Here is a 16,706-nt window from a genome sequence, read left to right as displayed (position 1 = left end):
CTCAGTCGATTCCCGGCTGGCCGCTGCCGCTGCGCACATAAGTTTCCAGCTCAAGGGCACCAGGGCGTTCGCTGGTGTGCAGCGCCTTGCGGCCGAACTCCACGGCCAACTGCGGCGGCATGCCCTGCACGCTGGCCAGCAGCGTGACGCGGATGCATTGCAGCATCTTGGCGGATTCGGCGGCTTGCCGGTCGATGCGGCTGGCCAGGGGGGCGACCAACCCATAGGCCAGGTAAATGCCCAGGAACGTACCGACCAAGGCATGAGCGATCATCTGGCCCATCAAGTCCGGGCCGACGTTTACCGCGCTCAAGGCTTTGACCACACCCATCACCGCCGCGACGATGCCGAAGGCCGGCAGGGCGTCGCTGACTTTGTAGAGGGCATCGGCAGGCAAGTGGGCTTCGTGTTCGAAGCCTTCGATCTCGTGCAGCATCAGCTCGTCAAGTTCATGGGCCTGCATGGCGCTGCTGACCAACAGGCGCAGGTAATCGGTGATGAACAGGATGATCAGCGGGTCAGCGATCAGTCGTGGGTATTGGGCGAAAATCGGGCTTTGCGCGGGTTCTTCGATATCCCGTTCCAGGGCGAGCATGCCTTCGCGGCGGGCCTTGCTCAGCAAGGCATAGAGCATGGCCATCAATTCTAGGTACAAGGTTTTGTCGTATTTGGCGCTGCGCTTGAAACGTGACACGGCGGTGAGCGTGGCCCGGATGGCCTTGCCGTTATTGGCGGCAATGAACGCACCGACACCGGCCCCGGCAATCATCAGTAACTCGGTGGGTTGATACAGCGGGCCAAGGGCGCCGCCGGACAGGACAAAGCCACCGAACACCGATAACAGTACAACGATAAGCCCGGATACGATGAGCACGTGGTCGTTCCTTAGATTCAAGCAATGGATGACTTGCTGAATATCGGCAACGGCGAGGGACGAATTGAGGGGGTTTTTGCAGACGGTGAAATTGAAAACGCCACAGATCCAATGTGGAAGGGGGCTTGCCCCGATGGGGGTGGATCAGCCAAACAATGACTGACTGACAGTCCCTCATCGGGGGCAAGCCCCCTCCCACATTGGATTGGGTTTACAGCTCAAGGGCTGGGCAGGTTGTCGACCCGGTAATGCATGAAGGGTATTGAAGATGTCCCTGTTCAAATACCTCTAAAGAACAACCGGATCAAATGTGGGAGGGGGCTTGCCCCCGATGGGGGGGATCAGCCAAACAATGACTGACTGACAGTCCCTCATCAGGAGCAAGCCCCCTCCCACATTGGATTGGGTTTACAGCTCAAGGGCTGGGCAGGTTGTCGACCCGGTAATGCATGAAGGGTATTGAAGATGTCCCTGTTCAAATACCTCTAAAGAACAACCGGATCAAATGTGGGAGGGGGCTTGCCCCCGATGGGGGTGGATCAGCCAAACAATGACTGACTGACACTCCCTCATCGGGGGCTTGCCCCCGATGGGGGTGGGTCAGCCAAACAATGACTGACTGACACTCCCTCATCAGGAGCAAGCCCCCTCCCACATTGGATTGGGTTTACAGCTCAAGGGCTGGGCAGGTTGTCGACCCGGTAATGCATGAAGGGTATTGAAGATGTCCCTGTTCAAATACCTCTAAAGAACAACCGGATCAAATGTGGGAGGGGGCTTGCCCCCGATGGGGGGGATCAGCCAAACAATGACTGACTGACAGTCCCTCATCGGGGGCAAGCCCCCTCCCACATTTGATCCGGTTCGACTTAAGCCTTGCGTATCAGCAGTTGTGCGTCGATATCCCTGCGCTTCAAGGTCTTGCCCGCCCGCGAAGGCGGCTGGCAAATCCCACACACATACTGCTGCGCCGGTGCGTGTGAATGGGCAACGAATTCGCCGGAACAGCACGAGCAGCGGATCAGTTCAAGCATGTCGCTTTCAAAAAAACGCACCAGGGTCCAGGCGCGGGTAAGTCCCAGCACCAGTTCTCCTTCCTGGTCACCCACCTGTTCCAGGTACAGGCGATAGGCTTTGACGAAGGCGTCGATACGGTGCCCACTGATTTCCATCAAGCTGCGATAGATACCGTAGAACAGCGACGAGTGAATGTTCGGCAGCCATGTCACGAACCAGTCGGTGGAGAAGGGCAGCATGCCTTTGGGGGGTGAGGCGCCGCGAACTTCCTTGTAGAGCCGGATCAATCGACCTCGGCTCAGCGACGTTTCCGTTTCCAGCACCTGCAGCCGTGCGCCCAGTTCAATCAGTTCGATTGCCAGTTGCACTTGCTGCATTTCGGTGACCAGGCTTTTGTCTGACATGGATCAGCCTTCCCCGATGCGCAAATCGCCCGTGCGGTCGGCGGCGGCCATCAGCAGTGCGGAATGAATTTCCACCATGCCCAGTTCGCGCGCGTTACCCAGCACCCGGGATAGCCGATCGGTCTCTTCGAACACCGGACGACAAATCAACTGGTTGACTCGCGCCAGTTGGGTCATTTGCTTGCTGCTGAGTTTGGTCAGCAGGTCAGCCATTTGTTCGCTGAGTTTCAGGCGAAAAATCGCGATCTCACGGTCTTTGCGCAATAGGTTTTGGGCCAGTAATAAATACGAAAGATTCAGGTCCTGGATGTCTTCAAGCTCAGTGTTGGTATTTGGCAACTTTCCACCCCTCCCGTTGGGTACTACAGTTCGGCACACCTAATGGTGCGACCTCTGGCAGACAGTGCTGCAAATCGACAAGTACTAAAGTCAGGCTTTTATAGTTGTACAACGAATGCCTGGTTGTAGCGCTACTCGGTTATCCATGCTCCCGGCCATGTGCTCACAGGCCGTGAATACCGAATTTTTTAATTTTTTCTAAAGTATCAAGTAATTTGTACGATAACAGACTGAGGAATGTTATTTCTTGTCTGTTTTCAGTACTTTACTGTACATAGTCGATAGTTTCATAATTATGTGTCTCGCGTAGATACAGCGTGTAAGTATTTGTTATTTTTTTCGATACAAATAATGGCTTATTGGTATCACTTGGTTGGATGAGGCTCGGTAGGCCGTGTTTAAATTGCTCTTTTTGCGGTTGATCTGCATCAACTCGCCCAAATCATTTTGTCGCGCATGCAAAAACCAATTTACTTGTTCTTCCAGCGCCAGGATCTGGCTGAGTAGTTCAAGCTTGTATTGCTGACCGCTTGCATCAAGATCAACTTGGTCCTGCGCGCGGCGTAAGTAAGCGGCGTCGATCAGCCCCTGGGACTTCAACGCGAAGATGCCGTCCCAATCGGCTTTTTTGGCGTATTCGAGCAGGCGTTGGGATTGTTCGAGCAGTTGTTCATAAGCGGCGATCAGTTGTGCTTGCATCATGTCTACCGCTCTTCCTCGATGTGCGAACCGATGGCCAGCCAGGCGGCGGCGACGTTTTCCAGTAACGTCGCGGCCGTGGTCAGTGCGGTCTCATCATTGTTCAGGTTTGCGCGAAGCAGCACACGAACCACGTAGTCGTAGAGTTGGTCCAGTTGCACGGCGATGTCACCTCCTTGTTCAAGGTCCAGCGAAGCGCGTAAACCCTGGCTGACGATATTGATTGCCTTGGTGATGGCCTTGCCTTTTTCGGCGGTATGGCCGGCCTGCATATGCAGGCGTGCGATACGGATCGAAGCCTGGTAACTGTCGAAGAGCATCACGATTCTTTGGTGAGGGGAGGCCGCCAAAATGCCGCTTTCTACGCCAACCTTGGCGTAGGCATTCGCGTCTCGAAGGGAACTCATCTGATTTGCTCCAGGTGTGGTCGTCAATCGCTGCTGTTAAGTGCATCGAACTGGGTCGTCAGGTAATCGGACGTGGAGTTGAGCGACGAGATCAAGGTGTCGAGCTGGGTGAACTCGTCGGTCCAGCGCGCCATCTCGGAGTCGATCAGCGCCTGCTTTTCGACATAGCGCTCTTCAAGTTGCACCAGTTTGGATTCCAGGCTGTCGGTCCTGGCGACGATCAGGCCGCTGTCTTCGTCCAGGTAGTTGTCGAGGTCGTCCGTCATTTGGCCAATGAAGCCGGAGGTGCCGTCGGTACCGATAAAGAACTCCGACACGGCGTCGATGTTGTCGGTGATGGCGCTGGTCAGGGTGTCTTCGTCAACCAGCAGAGTGCCATCGACTTCCAGGGAAATACCCAATTGCGACAGATAGCTGAAGGTGCCGCTGCCAATGGCGGTGTACAGGTCGCTGCTCAATTCTGTGCTGATGCGGCGGGTGGTCGAGTCGCCCAGCAACTCGCCTGCGGTGTCGGAATCGGCATTGTAGGCAGTGAGGGTATCCACGCTGGAAACGTAGCTGTTGTAGGCAGTGACGAATGTGGAGATGGCGTCGTAGATCGCGTCGGTGTCCTGGGAAATCGTCAGGGTCTGCGAGCTGCTGGTGGCGGACAGGTTCAGCGTGACGCCCTGCAGTGCGCCCTCCACGGTGTTGCTTTGGCTGGTGATCGAGATGCCGTTGAGGGTCAGCTCGGCGTCCAGCGCTTTCACGGTCTGGGTCATGTTGCCGCTGCTGCCGTCGTAGCCGAGCAGGCTGGACGCCTGGTCGGTGCTGTCGGTGCCGGTGTAGGTCACGGTCATTGCCGATTCGGTGCCGGTGCTGTTAGAGGTCAGCACCAGGCGGTACGGCGTGTCGCTGCCATCGTTGACGATCGAGGCGGTCACGCCGGCCCCCGAGGCATTGATGGCGGTACGAATGCCTTCAAGGGTGTTGTTGCTGCTGTCCAGGGTAATCGACACCGCGTCCGCCGTGCCCACTTGCAGGGTCAGGGTGCCGGTGCCCAGGGCGGTGGTCTTGCTGGCGACACCGCTGGTGCTCAGGCTTTGGGCTTGGGCCAGTTGGGTGACTTCCAGTTTATAGGTGCCGGCTTCGGCTTTGCTGGTGGTGGCGGCGGTGACACCGGTGCCGGACAGGCTGGTGGTCAACGATTCATACAAGCTCGAGTCGGCCAGTGCTTCTGCCGCCGTTTGCAGTTTGGTCAGGGCGCTGGTCAGGGTGCCGTAGGCGGATATTTCCGCATTGACCGAGGTTTCCTGGTTGGTGATGGGCGTCAGCAGGCTGGCTTCCTTGGATTCCTCCAGGCTGGTCAGGATGCTGTCCAGGTCCAGCCCGGAGCCGACCCCCAGGGAAGTGATGCTTGCAGTCGAAGTGGTAGAGGTCGTGGTTGCCATGTGAATGCCTGTCCTGGTTTGTGTTCACACACGATGGGGTGCGGTTGAACCCAACATCGGCAAACGGCTGACCCGTCTTTAGGCAAGCGCCGAAGTTTTTTACACCTGCATGGCCATCACGTCTTTGTAGGCGCTGAGCAGACGGTTACGCACCTGCACGCCCATCTGGAAGGCCACGCTGGCCTTTTGCGAATCGGCCATCACATCGCTCAGCGACACCGCCTCACTGCCGGCCTGGAAGGCGTTTGACTGGCGGGTGGCGGTCTGTTGCAACTGGTTGATGCGCTGCAAGGACGACTGCAACTCGCCGGCAAACCCCGTGGCCGGGGCGAAACGTTGCGTGCCGCTGCCTTCGGCCTGTTCGGCCAGCAGCGACAGTTGTTGCAGGGCGTTGGTCAGTGCGGACGAATTCATGCTGCAGGTTCCATTGGAAGCGATCAGGCCAGCAGATTACCAAGCCTGCCTGCCTGCACATTCGCCCAATTGAGCACAAAAGCGGTGGCTTTTCCGGCGTTTAGCTTTTGGCATTTTCGCCAGAATGAAGCCCTGCCAGCTGTTCCTCTCTGCGAGGGGAGGCTGATCGACTAATAATACTGTTACCGGACTCTGCAATGTCTTTCGTACAGGCCCTACCCTCGCCATCGAGGTGTTCGTGAGTACCGCAGTCCTGGCCAAAGGCGCGCAAAAGAACCTGGCGACCCGTGTTCCAACCCAGCCGTTGGAGGCGTTGACCACGCTGTTTCGCAACCAGCCCCTGGTGCCTCTGCTGCTGGCGGCAGCCGCCGCGGTTGCCGTCGTGGTGGCGTTGCTGCTGTGGGCGCGCGAGCCGGAATATCGCGTGTTGTTTTCCGGGCTCGGCGAAGCGGACGGCGGACAAATCATCAGTGAGCTGGACAAGCGTGCGATTCCCTATCGCCTGAGCGAAGGCGGCAACACCATCCTGGTGCCCGGCGACAAGATGAACGCCCTGCGCCTGCAGCTGGCCGAGCAAGGCTTGCCCAAGGGCGGCAGCATCGGCTTCGAGTTGCTCGACAAGCAGGCCTTTGGCGTCAGCCAGTTCGCCGAACACCTCAACTACCAGCGCGGCCTTGAAGGCGAGCTGGCGCGCACCATCGAATCCCTGGGGCCGGTGGCCAAGGCGCGGGTGCATCTGGTGATGGCCAAGCAATCGGTATTCGTTCGCGACCGCGAGGCCGCGCGCGCCTCGGTGGTACTGACCCTGCAACCCGGCCGTGAATTGGGGCAAAGCCAGGCCAGCGCGATTGTGCATCTGGTCACCTCCAGCGTGCCGGAACTGAGTGTCGATGCGGTAACCGTGGTCGACCAGAACGGGCGCCTGCTGTCCCAGGTCCACGGCGATACAACCGGCCCCGACGGCACGCAACTGGACTATGTGCATGAGATCGAGCGCTCCTACCAGCGGCGTATCGAAGACATCCTCACGCCGCTGCTCGGCAGCCAGAACGTGCATGCCCAGGTCGTTGCCCAAGTGGATTTCTCCACCCGCGAAAGCACCGCCGAACGCTATGCGCCCAACCAGGACAGCCATGAAGCGGCGGTGCGCAGCAAGCAAACCTCCGAACATGTGGTGGAAGGCGATGATGCCGGTCGCGGCGTGCCTGGCGCGCTGACCAACTCGCCGCCCAATACCCCGGCGCCGACCAAGGCCACCGCACCGACGCCGGCGGGCGGCACGGCAACCGCCGCCGATGCCAAGGCCAGCAAGCCGGCGAATGCCACTCAAAGCGAGCGGATGATCAACTACGAGGTCGACCGTAACGTCGAGCACGTCAAATCGAGCCTGGGCACGATCCAGCGCCTGACCACCGCCGTGGTCGTCAACTACCGCACGGTGCTCAAGGACGGCGCGCCGACCGCTGAGCCGCTGAGCAAGGAAGAGCTGGAGAACATCAATAACCTGGTGCGCCAGGCCATGGGCTTTACCGAAAGTCGTGGCGATGCGTTGCAAGTGATCAACAGCCCGTTCGTGACCGAAGACACCTCGGTCGCCGAGCCGCCATGGTGGAAAACCCCCGAGGCCTACAACCTGCTGATCAGTGGTTTGCGTTACCTGCTGGTGGCCTTTGCCGCGCTGCTGCTGTGGTGGCTGGTGCTGCGACCGATGCAACGGCGCAACGCCAGTCGAAACGCCCAGATGCTCGCGGCCAGTGCCGAGCCGGGCACCGCGCTGATGCCGACCAGCACCGGTACCAGCGTGGTGGTCGCCGGCCAGGACAACACGCCGCACACCCTGCCGCGCAAGTCGGCGGTGTACGAGCAGAACATGCAGAGCCTGCAACAGATTGCCGCCGAAGACCCGCGGCTGGTCGCCATGATCGTGCGCGGATGGATGAAGAAAAATGACTAGCAAAATGAACGGCTCGCGCCGCAGTGCGATTTTGCTGCTGTCCCTGGATGCCGACAGCGCGGCGGAAGTGTTCAAGTTCCTGCCCAGTGGCGATGTGGAAGCCATCAGCATGGAAATGGCGCGCCTGAGCCAGGTCTCCCATGAAGAAATGCGTCAGGTACTCGAAGAGTTCATGGACGAGACCGACCAATACGCGGCCATCAATATCCAGACCAGCGACCATATTCGTGCGGTGCTGACCAAGGCCCTGGGCAGCGAGCGTGCCGCCAGCCTGATCGACGACATCCTCGAAAGCACCAACACCGGCTCCGGCATCGACAAGCTGAACCTGATGGAGGCCTCGATGGTGGCCGAAATGATCCGCGACGAACACCCGCAGATCATCGCGACCATCCTGGTCCACCTGGAGCGTCACCAGGCCTCCGACATCCTGCAATTGCTGCCCGACCGCCTGCGCAACGACATCATCCTGCGTATCGCCACCTTCAGCGGCGTGCAGCCGGTGGCGCTGCAGGAACTGACCGAAGTGCTCGGCGTGATGCTCGACGGTCAAAGCCTCAAGCGCAGCAAAATGGGCGGCGTGAGGACGGCGGCGGAGATCCTCAACCTGATGAGTTCCACCCACGAGGAACTGGCCATCGGCACGGTGCGCGAGCACAGCGAAGACCTGGCGCAGAAGATCCTCGACGAGATGTTCCTGTTCGAAAACCTGATCGACGTCGACGACCGCGGCATCCAGACCCTGCTGCAACAGGTGGAGCACAACTCCCTGGCGATCGCGCTCAAGGGCTCGCCGCCGGCGTTGCTCGAACGCTTCCTGCACAACATGTCCCAGCGTGCCGGGCAGTTGTTCCGCGAAGACATGGAAGCGCGCGGTCCTATCCGTATGTCGCAGATCGAAACCGAACAGAAGGCCATCCTTGCGGTGGTGCGGCGCTTGTCCGACAGCGGCGAAATCGTGACCGCGCGCGGTAATGACACTTATGTCTGATTGGCAGCCCTGGCAGATGGACCCGTTGGGCAGCCCTGCCTCGCTCGGCGATGATCCGCAGAGCAGCCACCGCGAGCGCGTGCGCAAGCAAGCCTTCCAGCGCAAGCTGGAGATGCAGGTGCTGCGGGAAAAGACCCTCGCCGAAGCCCAGCAGGTCGGCCATGCCCAAGGCGTGGAGCAGGGCTATGCACAAGGTTTGAGCGAAGGGCGCCAGGCCGCCGCCGTGGAGTTGCACCAGCAGGTGCGGCAGACGTTGCAACCGCTGCTGGAGCTGTGCCGTAACTTCGACGAGGCCCTCAAGGCGATGGATACGCACATTGCCCGCCAGTTGGTGGGCATTGCGCTGGAGGCCGCCCGACAATTGGCCGGTGATGCGCTGGCCGCCCAGCCGGAGCAGGTGCTGGTATTGGTCAAAAGCCTGCTCGACAGTGACCTTGAACTCACCGGCAAACCCAAGCTGTGGCTCCACCCGGAGGATCTGCAACGCGTCCAACACAGCCTCGGCGAGCAGATCGAAGCGGCAGGCTGGGCCTTGCATGCGGACTCGGCGATGTTGCCCGGCGGGTGCCGTGTGGTCAGTGCCGGCGGAGAGCTGGATGCCACGCGGCCTTCGCGGTTGGGCCTGCTCAATCGCAGCGTCGAGCGCACCCTGGATGAACAGCCATGAACGCGCACCTCGAGCGCTGGAGCCAGGTCCTGGCGTCGGTGCAGGGCAAGCCCTTGCAGGTCGCGCCGCACCTGCGCAGCGGGCGCATCACCCGCGCCACCGGCATGGTGCTGGAAGCGGTGGGCCTGCGTCTGCCGCTGGGAGGCGCCTGCCGTATTGAGCTGACGTCCCATGAAGGCGTATACGCCGAGGCTGAAGTGGTCGGCTTTGCCGGGGACACGTTGTACCTGATGCCCCTGGCGGAAATCCACGGCCTGCAACCAGGGGCGCGGGTGTTTGCCGCGCAGGACGGCCAGACCGGCGTCGGCGGCAATCGCAGTTTTCCCCTCGGCATGGCCTTGCTCGGCCGCGTGCTCGACAGCGGCGGCCAACCCCTGGATGGTCGCGGCCCGCTGCTGGGCGCCCACCACGCCAGTCTGCACACCCAACCGCTCAACCCGCTCAAGCGTGCGCCGATCGACCGTCAGATCGACGTGGGCATCCGCGCCATCAATGCCTTGTTGTGTGTCGGGCGTGGCCAGCGCCTGGGCCTGTTTGCCGGTTCCGGCGTGGGCAAGTCGGTGCTGCTGGGCATGATGGCCCGCTACACCCAGGCCGATGTGATCGTGGTCGGGTTGATCGGCGAGCGGGGCCGCGAGGTACAGGACTTTATCGACAACATTCTCGGCGAAGACGGCCTGCGTCGCTCCGTGGTGGTCGCCGCGCCGGCCGATACCTCGCCGCTGCAACGCTTGCAGGGCGCGTTGTACGCCACGCGGGTGGCCGAGGACTTTCGCGACCAGGGCAAAGACGTGCTGCTGATCATGGATTCGCTGACCCGCTACGCCATGGCCCAGCGCGAAATCGCCCTGGCCGTGGGCGAGCCGCCGGCCACCAAGGGCTACCCGCCGTCGGTGTTCGCCAAGCTGCCCAAGCTGGTGGAACGCACCGGCAACGGGCCGCCCGGCGGCGGCTCGATCACTGCGTTTTACACGGTGCTCAGCGAAGGCGACGACCAGCAGGACCCGATTGCCGACTCGGCGCGGGCGATCCTCGACGGGCACATTGTACTGTCCCGGCACCTGGCCGAAAGCGGGCACTACCCGGCCATCGATATCGAAGCGTCGATCAGCCGGGCGATGACGGCCATTGCCAGCGACGCCCAGCAGCGCAAGGCGAATCAGCTCAAGCAGGCGCTGTCGCGCTACCAGCGCAATCGCGACCTGATCAGCGTGGGCGCCTACACCCAGGGCCACGACGCGCAACTCGACCGCGCGGTGGGTTTGTACCCGCATATCGAACGGTTCCTGCAGCAGCGCATCGACGACCGTGCCAGCGTTGACGAGACCCTGCACGGCCTGACCCTGTTGTTCCCCGGCAACTGACCTTTTCGAGTAACCATCGATGGCTGACCAATCGCTGCACCTGCTGATCGAACTGACCGCCAAGGCACGCGACATCGCGGCCCGCGCCCTGGCGCAAAGCCGCACTGCCGAGCAACTGGTGATCAACCAGTTGCGCACCCTGGACCAGTACCAGCAGGAGTACCGCCAGAACCTGCAGTTGGAACTGGCCAAGGACGGCATGAGCCCTTCGGCGCTGACCAACTACCGGGGCTTTTTGCAGTCGCTGGAAGAGGCCGTGGAGCGTGCGCAAAAAAGCCTGGAGCGCCACCGCAAACAGGTGGCGCACCACCAGATCACCTGGATGGCGCAGTGGCGCAAGGTCAACGCGATTGAAGCGTTGTTGAGCCGCCGCGCCCAACAGGCGCAAGTGCGCGCCGGGCGTGTCGAGCAACGCCAGATGGACGAACTGGCCAGCCAATTGCGGCGCCGGGCGGCAGCGTTTCCAACTTCCATCGATAGCAGCCTCTAAGGGACACCATGGACATTCTCGCGTCGTTAGCGCCATCGACCGCAGCGCCTGCGTCGGCCAGTCTTCCCGCTGAGGCGACGGTTGCGCCGAGTGAGTCGTTTGCCGCGGTATTAAGCCAGGTCGATGTACCAGTGGCTGACCCGCTGCCGGTGGTTCAGTCGGCACCGGCCCCGACATTGGCACCGGCATTGGCGGCTGCGGACACCGCCCCGGTCATGCCGGAACCGGCTGCGGCTGCACTGCCCACGCCGGTGGTCGCAGCGCCAGTGCCGCTGGCTGAGCCAGAGCCCGTAGCGGTGGACGAGGTGCCGAATGCCTGGCCCGATCAACCCGTGACAGCGGTTGAAGAACCTGAGTCGACGACCAAGGGCGACAGCTCGCTGGACGACATTCGCCAGCGCATGGCCCTGATCGAAAGCGCCGGCCAGTTGGATACCGCCGCAATGATCGTGGCACCGCCGACGCCTGTCAGCGTGCCGCTGCCTGTGGTGGTCAGCGCTGAGTCAGCCGAGCCCGCCCCGCTGATCAGCAGTCGTGCGCCGGCCCAGGCGACCAGCCTGCCTGCGGCGGATGACGAGGCAGATACGCCGCAACCGATCGACCTGCCCGACGCCATGCCGACGCTGGTCGCCAGCGTCGCCGACAGCGTGCCCAGCGTGCGCGCGCAAACGCACGACAGCCAGGCGCAGAGCCAGCCCGATCCGCAAAGTGTCTTCAGCCTTTCAGCGGCATCCTTCAACCCGACGAACCTGGCCGTCGCCGACACGGTTGCGAGCAATGGCCTGGTGCTCACCGCCGCTATCGGCAGCGCCGATTGGCAGACTGACCTGGGCCAGCAGATGGTCGACATGGTCACGCGTGGCGAGCAGCAAGTGGACTTGCGCCTGCACCCGGCCGAACTCGGCCCGTTGTCCATCAGCCTCAACCTGAATGACGGCACCACCCAGGCGCAGTTCCAGGCCGCCCATGCGTCGGTGCGGGCGGCGGTGGAGCAGGCGTTGCCGCAGTTGCGCGAGGCGCTGGCCACCCAAGGCATCGCGTTGGGGCAAGCCTCGGTCAGCGACCAGTCTTCACGCCAGGCCGCGGGCGGCCAGACACCGCGTGATCCGCAGGCCCAGCCGTCCAGCGCAGCGGTCAGCCGCGACGAAGCACTCCCGGCGCACGTCCAGCAGGTGGTGTTGCGCAGTTCGGGTGTGGACCTGTACGTCTGATTCTCAAATCAAAACAGCGAGATACCGCCGTTACCCTGGTCTTATCGCGCCATGGGCGGAGCAGGGCGATGGTCATACTTGAGCCCTGCCTAACCGTTTTCCTTCATTCCATGGTTCCAGCCAATGACCACCACCCGCAAAACCCCCTGGCTCTTGATTCTGCTGCTGGCGCTGGTCGTCGTCGCCGCCAGTTCCGGCGGCACCTACCTCTATTTCAGTCAACACGGCATGGCGGCTGAGGCAGTGACGGTCGAGCCCGTGGCGCAAAAGCCCCAGGCGCCGCGGTTGGTCACCATCGCCCCGATGACGGTCAACCTGGTGAACGAGCGCGATGAGCAAAGCCTGCTGTACGTGGGGTTTGCCCTGGAAGTGGCGGATGACGCGACCCAGGCCCTGCTGCAGCAATACATGCCGCAAATACGCAGCCAGTTGTTGACCCTGTTGAGCGGGCAGAACACCACGCAGGTGATCACGCCCCAGGGCAAGGCGGCGCTTGCCGGCAAGGTCCTGGAAACCCTCAAGCAGCCCCTGGCGCCGCAGCAACCCGCACCTGCGGTGCTGCGCGTGCTGTACACCGACTTTATCGTGCAATAACCCATGGCCATTGACGATTTGCTCTCCCAGGACGAGATCGACATGTTGCTTCGCGGGGGCGACGACGGCGACGCTGCGGCGGATGACGCCGACACCCTGGACGCCGCGCGGGTGCGCCCTTACGACCCGGCGACCCAGCACCGGGTGATCCATGAGCGTTTGCACGCCCTGGACATCATCAACGAACGCTTCGCCCGTTACTTTCGCATGAGCCTGTTCAACCTGATCCGGCGCAGCATCGATATCACCGTCAAAAGCGTGCGCTACCAGAGCTACAGCGAATTCTCGATGCACATGCCGATGCCCACCAACATCAATCTGTTGGCCATGAAACCGCTGCGCGGCACGGCCCTGGTGGTGTTCCCGCCCAGCGTGGTGTTCATGGTGGTGGACAACCTGTTCGGCGGCGACGGGCGTTTCGTGACCAAGTCCGAAGGTCGCGAGTTCACCCACACCGAACAGCGCATCATCCGGCGTTTGCTGGGGTTGTCGGTGGATGCCTACAAGGACGCCTGGAAGTCGGTCTACCCCCTGGAAATCGAATACCTGCGTTCCGAGATGCAGGCCAAGTTCGCCAACATCACCAGTTCACCGAATGAAATCGTGGTGAATGCCACCTTCCACCTGGAGGTCGGCAACCTGTCCAGCGATTTCAACATCGTGATCCCGTACCTGATGATCGAGCCGATGCGCCAACTGCTCAACGGCCCGCTGACGGATACCAATCCCGAGGAAGAGCGCCACTGGAACAAGCGCATGGCCGGCGAGATCACCCATTCCGAGATTGAGCTGATCGCCGATTTTGTCGAGCTGGATGCGCGAATGGGCCAGGTCATGGCGCTCAAAGTCGGCGATGTGCTGCCTATCGACCTGCCCGAGATCGTCAGTGCGCGGGTCGACGGCGTGCCGGTCATGACCTGCGAATACGGCAGCCAGAACGGCGTGCGCGCGTTACTTGTGAAGGACCTGGTCGATCACTCGCTGAGCCTTTCCTCCTCTTCTACCAGCCGATTCGTGAAGGGCCACGTGTCCACTGCCAAGGAATCCGATCATGACTGATTCAAACACCCTCGAGCCCCAAGAGCCCGATGAATGGGCTGACGCCCTGGCCGAACAGGCCGCCGAAGCCGGTGACGACGACCCGTGGGCGGCGGCCTTGGCCGAACAGGAGCAAGCCGACGCGGCGGTTGCCGGCCCGGCGCCAAGCGTAGGCTCGAGCCTGTTCAAGCCGTTGCCGGTGCCAGCACCTGCGGCGGCTGCGCGTGAGCTGGAAATGATCATGGATATTCCGGTCAAGCTCAGCGTGGAACTGGGCCGCACCCGAATCACCATCAAGCAATTGCTGGAACTGGCCCAGGGCTCGGTGCTGGCGCTGGACGGCCTGGCGGGGGAACCGATGGACATCCTGATCAACAGCTACCTGATCGCCCAGGGCGAAGTGGTGGTGGTGGATGACAAATACGGCATTCGGATCACGGAAATCATTACTCCGTCCGAACGCGTGCAAAAGCTCAACCGATGAGCCTGGTCAGCGCAACACCCGCGCCCCTTGGCGTGCCCTCGGACAACGTGATGAACCTGGCATTGCTGGGCAAGACCGGCCTGGCGCTGGTGGTGGTGCTCGCCTGCGTGCTGGTGTGCGGCTGGCTCGCGCGGCGCATGGGTTCACGGCCGTTGGCACCGGGGAAGATGCTGCGGGTGGTCAGCAGCACCGGGCTGGGCCAGCGTGAAAAGGTGGTGATTGTGGAGGTGCGCGGCCAATGGCTGGTGCTGGGGGTGACGGCCCAGCAAGTCACCGCCCTGGCGCAAATGGACGCGCCAGCAGCCGAGCCTGAGCCGGCGGCGGTCGCACCGGGCGACAGTTTTGCCGAACGCCTGACGCATGCGCTGAAGCACAACCTGCGCAAGGGGCGCGCCTCATGACGGCCCTGGAACCGGCGATGCAGGGCCTGAGCGCCTTCACCGGCCAGGCCGGCGGCCAGCAATGGTCGCTGAGCCTGCAGACCCTGCTGCTGCTCAGCGCCATGGCGTTCCTGCCGGCGGTGCTGCTGATGATGACCGGGTTCACCCGCATCATCATTGTGCTCGGCCTGCTGCGCACGGCCATCGGCACCACCTCGGCGCCGCCGAACCAGGTGCTGCTGGGGCTGGCGCTGTTCCTGACGTTTTTCGTCATGTCGCCAACCCTCGACCAGGCATACGAAACCGCCTGGCAGCCGTTCTCCCGGGACGAGATCACGGTGGAGCAATTTCTCGACAAGGGCAGCCAGCCGTTTCGCGTCTTCATGCTGACCCAGACCCGCCAGGGCGACCTCGCATTATTCGCACGGGTGGCGCGCATCGGCGACCTGCAAGGGCCGGAGGATGTGCCCATGCGTGTGTTGCTGCCGGCCTTTGTCACCAGTGAATTGAAGACCGCGTTCCAGGCCGGTTTCACCATTTTTATCCCGTTCCTGATCATCGACCTGGTGGTGGCGAGCGTGTTGATGGCGCTGGGCATGATGATGGTGCCGCCGTCGACCATCTCGCTGCCGTTCAAGTTGATGCTGTTTGTGCTGGTAGACGGCTGGCAGTTGCTGCTCGGTTCCCTGGCGCAGAGTTTTTATACCTGATGAGGACGTAGACGATGACGCCGGAAATGGTCATGGATCTGGCTTACAAAGGCATGCGGATGAGCATGATCGTGGCCGCGCCCGTGTTGTTCGTGACGCTGTTTGTCGGCTTGCTGGTGAGCCTGTTCCAGGCGGCCACGCAGATCAACGAATCGACCCTCTCGTTTATCCCCAAGATCATCGGTGTGTGCGTGGTGCTGGTGATCGCCGGGCCCTTGATCATGGAAATGCTGGTGGACTACACCCGCGCGCTGTTCACCAGCCTGCCCACGTTGATTGGCTGACGCACCTTGATCGAGGTCAGTTCGGCGCAACTGCAACTGTGGCTCACCAGCTTTTTCTGGCCGTTCTGCCGGGTGCTGGCGTACCTGATGAGCGACCCTATCCTCGGCCACAAAAACGTGTCGAGCCAGGTGAAGGTCGGCCTGGCGATGCTGCTGGCTTTCTTGCTGGCGCCCAATTTGCCGGCGCTGCCGGAGGTGTCGCTGTTTTCCTGGGCCGGCCTTGGGGTGACGGTGGAGCAGGTGCTGATCGGCATGTCGCTGGGCATGGTGATGCGCGTGACGCTGGCGGTGGTGGAGATGACCGGCGATATCTGCGGCATGCAGATGGGGCTGGCGTTTGCCACGTTCTTTTCCGCCGATACCAGCACCAACAGCTTGGTGCTGTCGCGCTACCTGGGCATGATCACGATCCTGATGTTCCTCGCGCTGGACGGCCACCTCATGGTGCTCGAACTGCTGGCGACCACGTTCAAGACGCTGCCCATCGGCCACCTGCGTTTTGACCCCAACGCCTGGAACCTGATTGCGCGCTATGGCAGCACGATCTTTCTCACTGGCCTGTTGCTGGCTTTGCCGATGGTCGCCACGCTGCTGATCATCAGCCTGGCCATGGGCATTCTCAACCGGGTGTCGCCACAGTTGACGGTGTTCTCGGTAGGCTTCCCGCTGACCTTGTCCGTGGGCCTGATCCTGCTGATGGTGGTGATGGGCGACCTGGGACCGTTTCTGGCCAGCCTGCTCACCAACACCCTGCACTTCATGCAGTACCTTGTCGACAACATGACCCTTGCTTGACTCATGCACCCTGGTCCAACTGTGGGAGGGGGATTGCTTCCGATGGTGGTGTTTCAGCCCATGCATCTGGTGACTGATCTATCGCTATCGGGAGCAAGCTCCCTCCCACAGTTTTAGATGTATTCGAACAGTGACATGGGGCGTCGCAGTTGATGGGCTT

20 protein-coding genes are annotated in these 16,706 nt (G+C 61.7%); 13 read left to right on the top strand and 7 right to left on the bottom strand.

All coding sequences use genetic code 11. The features are described from left to right. Window position 1: 1 nt before the first annotated feature. From motA to fliE, 7 genes are all read right to left on the bottom strand, one after another. Entirely contained in the window at window positions 2-874 is an 873-nt protein-coding gene (gene motA, locus PverR02_RS26135; RefSeq protein ID WP_046382126.1) for a flagellar motor stator protein MotA, read from the bottom strand. Between the two features lie 869 nt (window positions 875-1,743). Further along, window positions 1,744-2,295 carry a flagellar transcriptional regulator FlhC gene (gene flhC / locus PverR02_RS26130; RefSeq protein ID WP_046382127.1) on the bottom strand — a complete coding sequence of 184 codons (552 nt, stop codon included), beginning with the start codon at window positions 2,293-2,295 and terminating at the stop codon, window positions 1,744-1,746. A 3-nt stretch (window positions 2,296-2,298) separates the two neighbouring features. After that, window positions 2,299-2,634, bottom strand: coding sequence for a flagellar transcriptional regulator FlhD (gene flhD, locus PverR02_RS26125; RefSeq protein WP_046382128.1), 336 nt, complete (start codon window positions 2,632-2,634; stop codon window positions 2,299-2,301). A 330-nt stretch (window positions 2,635-2,964) separates the two neighbouring features. Next, window positions 2,965-3,336 carry a flagellar protein FliT gene (gene fliT, locus PverR02_RS26120; protein WP_046382129.1) on the bottom strand — a complete coding sequence of 124 codons (372 nt, stop codon included), beginning with the start codon at window positions 3,334-3,336 and terminating at the stop codon, window positions 2,965-2,967. A 2-nt stretch (window positions 3,337-3,338) separates the two neighbouring features. Continuing rightward, window positions 3,339-3,740 carry a flagellar export chaperone FliS gene (fliS, locus tag PverR02_RS26115; RefSeq protein ID WP_046382130.1) on the bottom strand — a complete coding sequence of 134 codons (402 nt, stop codon included), beginning with the start codon at window positions 3,738-3,740 and terminating at the stop codon, window positions 3,339-3,341. A gap of 23 nt (window positions 3,741-3,763) precedes the next feature. Next, window positions 3,764-5,170: a flagellar filament capping protein FliD gene (gene fliD / locus PverR02_RS26110; protein WP_079444661.1), complete on the bottom strand. Its 1,407-nt coding sequence runs from the start codon at window positions 5,168-5,170 to the stop codon at window positions 3,764-3,766. Window positions 5,171-5,269: 99 nt separating this feature from the next. After that, entirely contained in the window at window positions 5,270-5,584 is a 315-nt protein-coding gene (fliE, locus tag PverR02_RS26105; protein WP_046382132.1) for a flagellar hook-basal body complex protein FliE, read from the bottom strand. 238 nt (window positions 5,585-5,822) lie between these two features. Between fliE and fliF the strand changes: the two genes are divergently transcribed. From fliF to fliR, 13 genes are all read left to right on the top strand, one after another. Further along, window positions 5,823-7,538: a flagellar basal-body MS-ring/collar protein FliF gene (gene fliF / locus PverR02_RS26100; protein ID WP_108524550.1), complete on the top strand. Its 1,716-nt coding sequence runs from the start codon at window positions 5,823-5,825 to the stop codon at window positions 7,536-7,538. After that, window positions 7,531-8,529, top strand: coding sequence for a flagellar motor switch protein FliG (gene fliG / locus PverR02_RS26095; protein WP_046382133.1), 999 nt, complete (start codon window positions 7,531-7,533; stop codon window positions 8,527-8,529). The genes fliF and fliG overlap by 8 nt, the downstream gene beginning before the upstream one ends. Further along, window positions 8,522-9,196, top strand: a complete 675-nt coding sequence (locus tag PverR02_RS26090; RefSeq protein ID WP_079444660.1) for a flagellar assembly protein FliH — start codon at window positions 8,522-8,524, stop codon at window positions 9,194-9,196. Before fliG ends, PverR02_RS26090 begins: the two co-directional genes overlap by 8 nt. Then, a complete protein-coding gene (fliI, locus tag PverR02_RS26085) occupies window positions 9,193-10,560 on the top strand; it encodes a flagellar protein export ATPase FliI (protein WP_079444659.1) in 1,368 nt (455 codons plus the stop codon). Before PverR02_RS26090 ends, fliI begins: the two co-directional genes overlap by 4 nt. A 19-nt stretch (window positions 10,561-10,579) precedes the next feature. After that, on the top strand, window positions 10,580-11,050 hold the full coding sequence (gene fliJ / locus PverR02_RS26080; RefSeq protein WP_046382136.1) for a flagellar export protein FliJ: 471 nt from the start codon (window positions 10,580-10,582) through the stop codon (window positions 11,048-11,050). A gap of 8 nt (window positions 11,051-11,058) precedes the next feature. Continuing rightward, window positions 11,059-12,261 (top strand): flagellar hook-length control protein FliK, encoded by a 1,203-nt coding sequence (locus tag PverR02_RS26075; protein ID WP_079444658.1) that lies wholly within the window; start codon window positions 11,059-11,061, stop codon window positions 12,259-12,261. Between the two features lie 123 nt (window positions 12,262-12,384). After that, the gene (fliL, locus tag PverR02_RS26070; protein ID WP_046382138.1) at window positions 12,385-12,855 is read left to right on the top strand and encodes a flagellar basal body-associated protein FliL; all 471 of its coding nucleotides are present in this window, start codon (window positions 12,385-12,387) and stop codon (window positions 12,853-12,855) included. Between the two features lie 3 nt (window positions 12,856-12,858). Beyond that, window positions 12,859-13,914, top strand: coding sequence for a flagellar motor switch protein FliM (gene fliM, locus PverR02_RS26065; RefSeq protein ID WP_046382139.1), 1,056 nt, complete (start codon window positions 12,859-12,861; stop codon window positions 13,912-13,914). After that, complete coding sequence (gene fliN, locus PverR02_RS26060; RefSeq protein WP_046382140.1) at window positions 13,907-14,377, top strand: flagellar motor switch protein FliN; 471 nt, start codon at window positions 13,907-13,909, stop codon at window positions 14,375-14,377. The genes fliM and fliN overlap by 8 nt, the downstream gene beginning before the upstream one ends. Beyond that, the gene (fliO, locus tag PverR02_RS26055) at window positions 14,374-14,778 is read left to right on the top strand and encodes a flagellar biosynthetic protein FliO (RefSeq protein WP_046382141.1); all 405 of its coding nucleotides are present in this window, start codon (window positions 14,374-14,376) and stop codon (window positions 14,776-14,778) included. Before fliN ends, fliO begins: the two co-directional genes overlap by 4 nt. Continuing rightward, window positions 14,775-15,467 carry a flagellar type III secretion system pore protein FliP gene (gene fliP / locus PverR02_RS26050; protein WP_079444657.1) on the top strand — a complete coding sequence of 231 codons (693 nt, stop codon included), beginning with the start codon at window positions 14,775-14,777 and terminating at the stop codon, window positions 15,465-15,467. The genes fliO and fliP overlap by 4 nt, the downstream gene beginning before the upstream one ends. A gap of 14 nt (window positions 15,468-15,481) precedes the next feature. Next, a complete protein-coding gene (gene fliQ, locus PverR02_RS26045; protein ID WP_046382143.1) occupies window positions 15,482-15,751 on the top strand; it encodes a flagellar biosynthesis protein FliQ in 270 nt (89 codons plus the stop codon). A 6-nt stretch (window positions 15,752-15,757) separates the two neighbouring features. Then, the gene (gene fliR / locus PverR02_RS26040; RefSeq protein ID WP_079444656.1) at window positions 15,758-16,546 is read left to right on the top strand and encodes a flagellar biosynthetic protein FliR; all 789 of its coding nucleotides are present in this window, start codon (window positions 15,758-15,760) and stop codon (window positions 16,544-16,546) included. The last annotated feature ends 160 nt before the right edge of the window (window positions 16,547-16,706 follow it).

Origin of the sequence: Pseudomonas veronii, assembly GCF_002028325.1 — a bacterium.
In the GTDB taxonomy this organism is placed as follows: domain Bacteria; phylum Pseudomonadota; class Gammaproteobacteria; order Pseudomonadales; family Pseudomonadaceae; genus Aquipseudomonas; species Aquipseudomonas veronii.
This window is presented reverse-complemented; position numbering and strand designations above follow the sequence as displayed.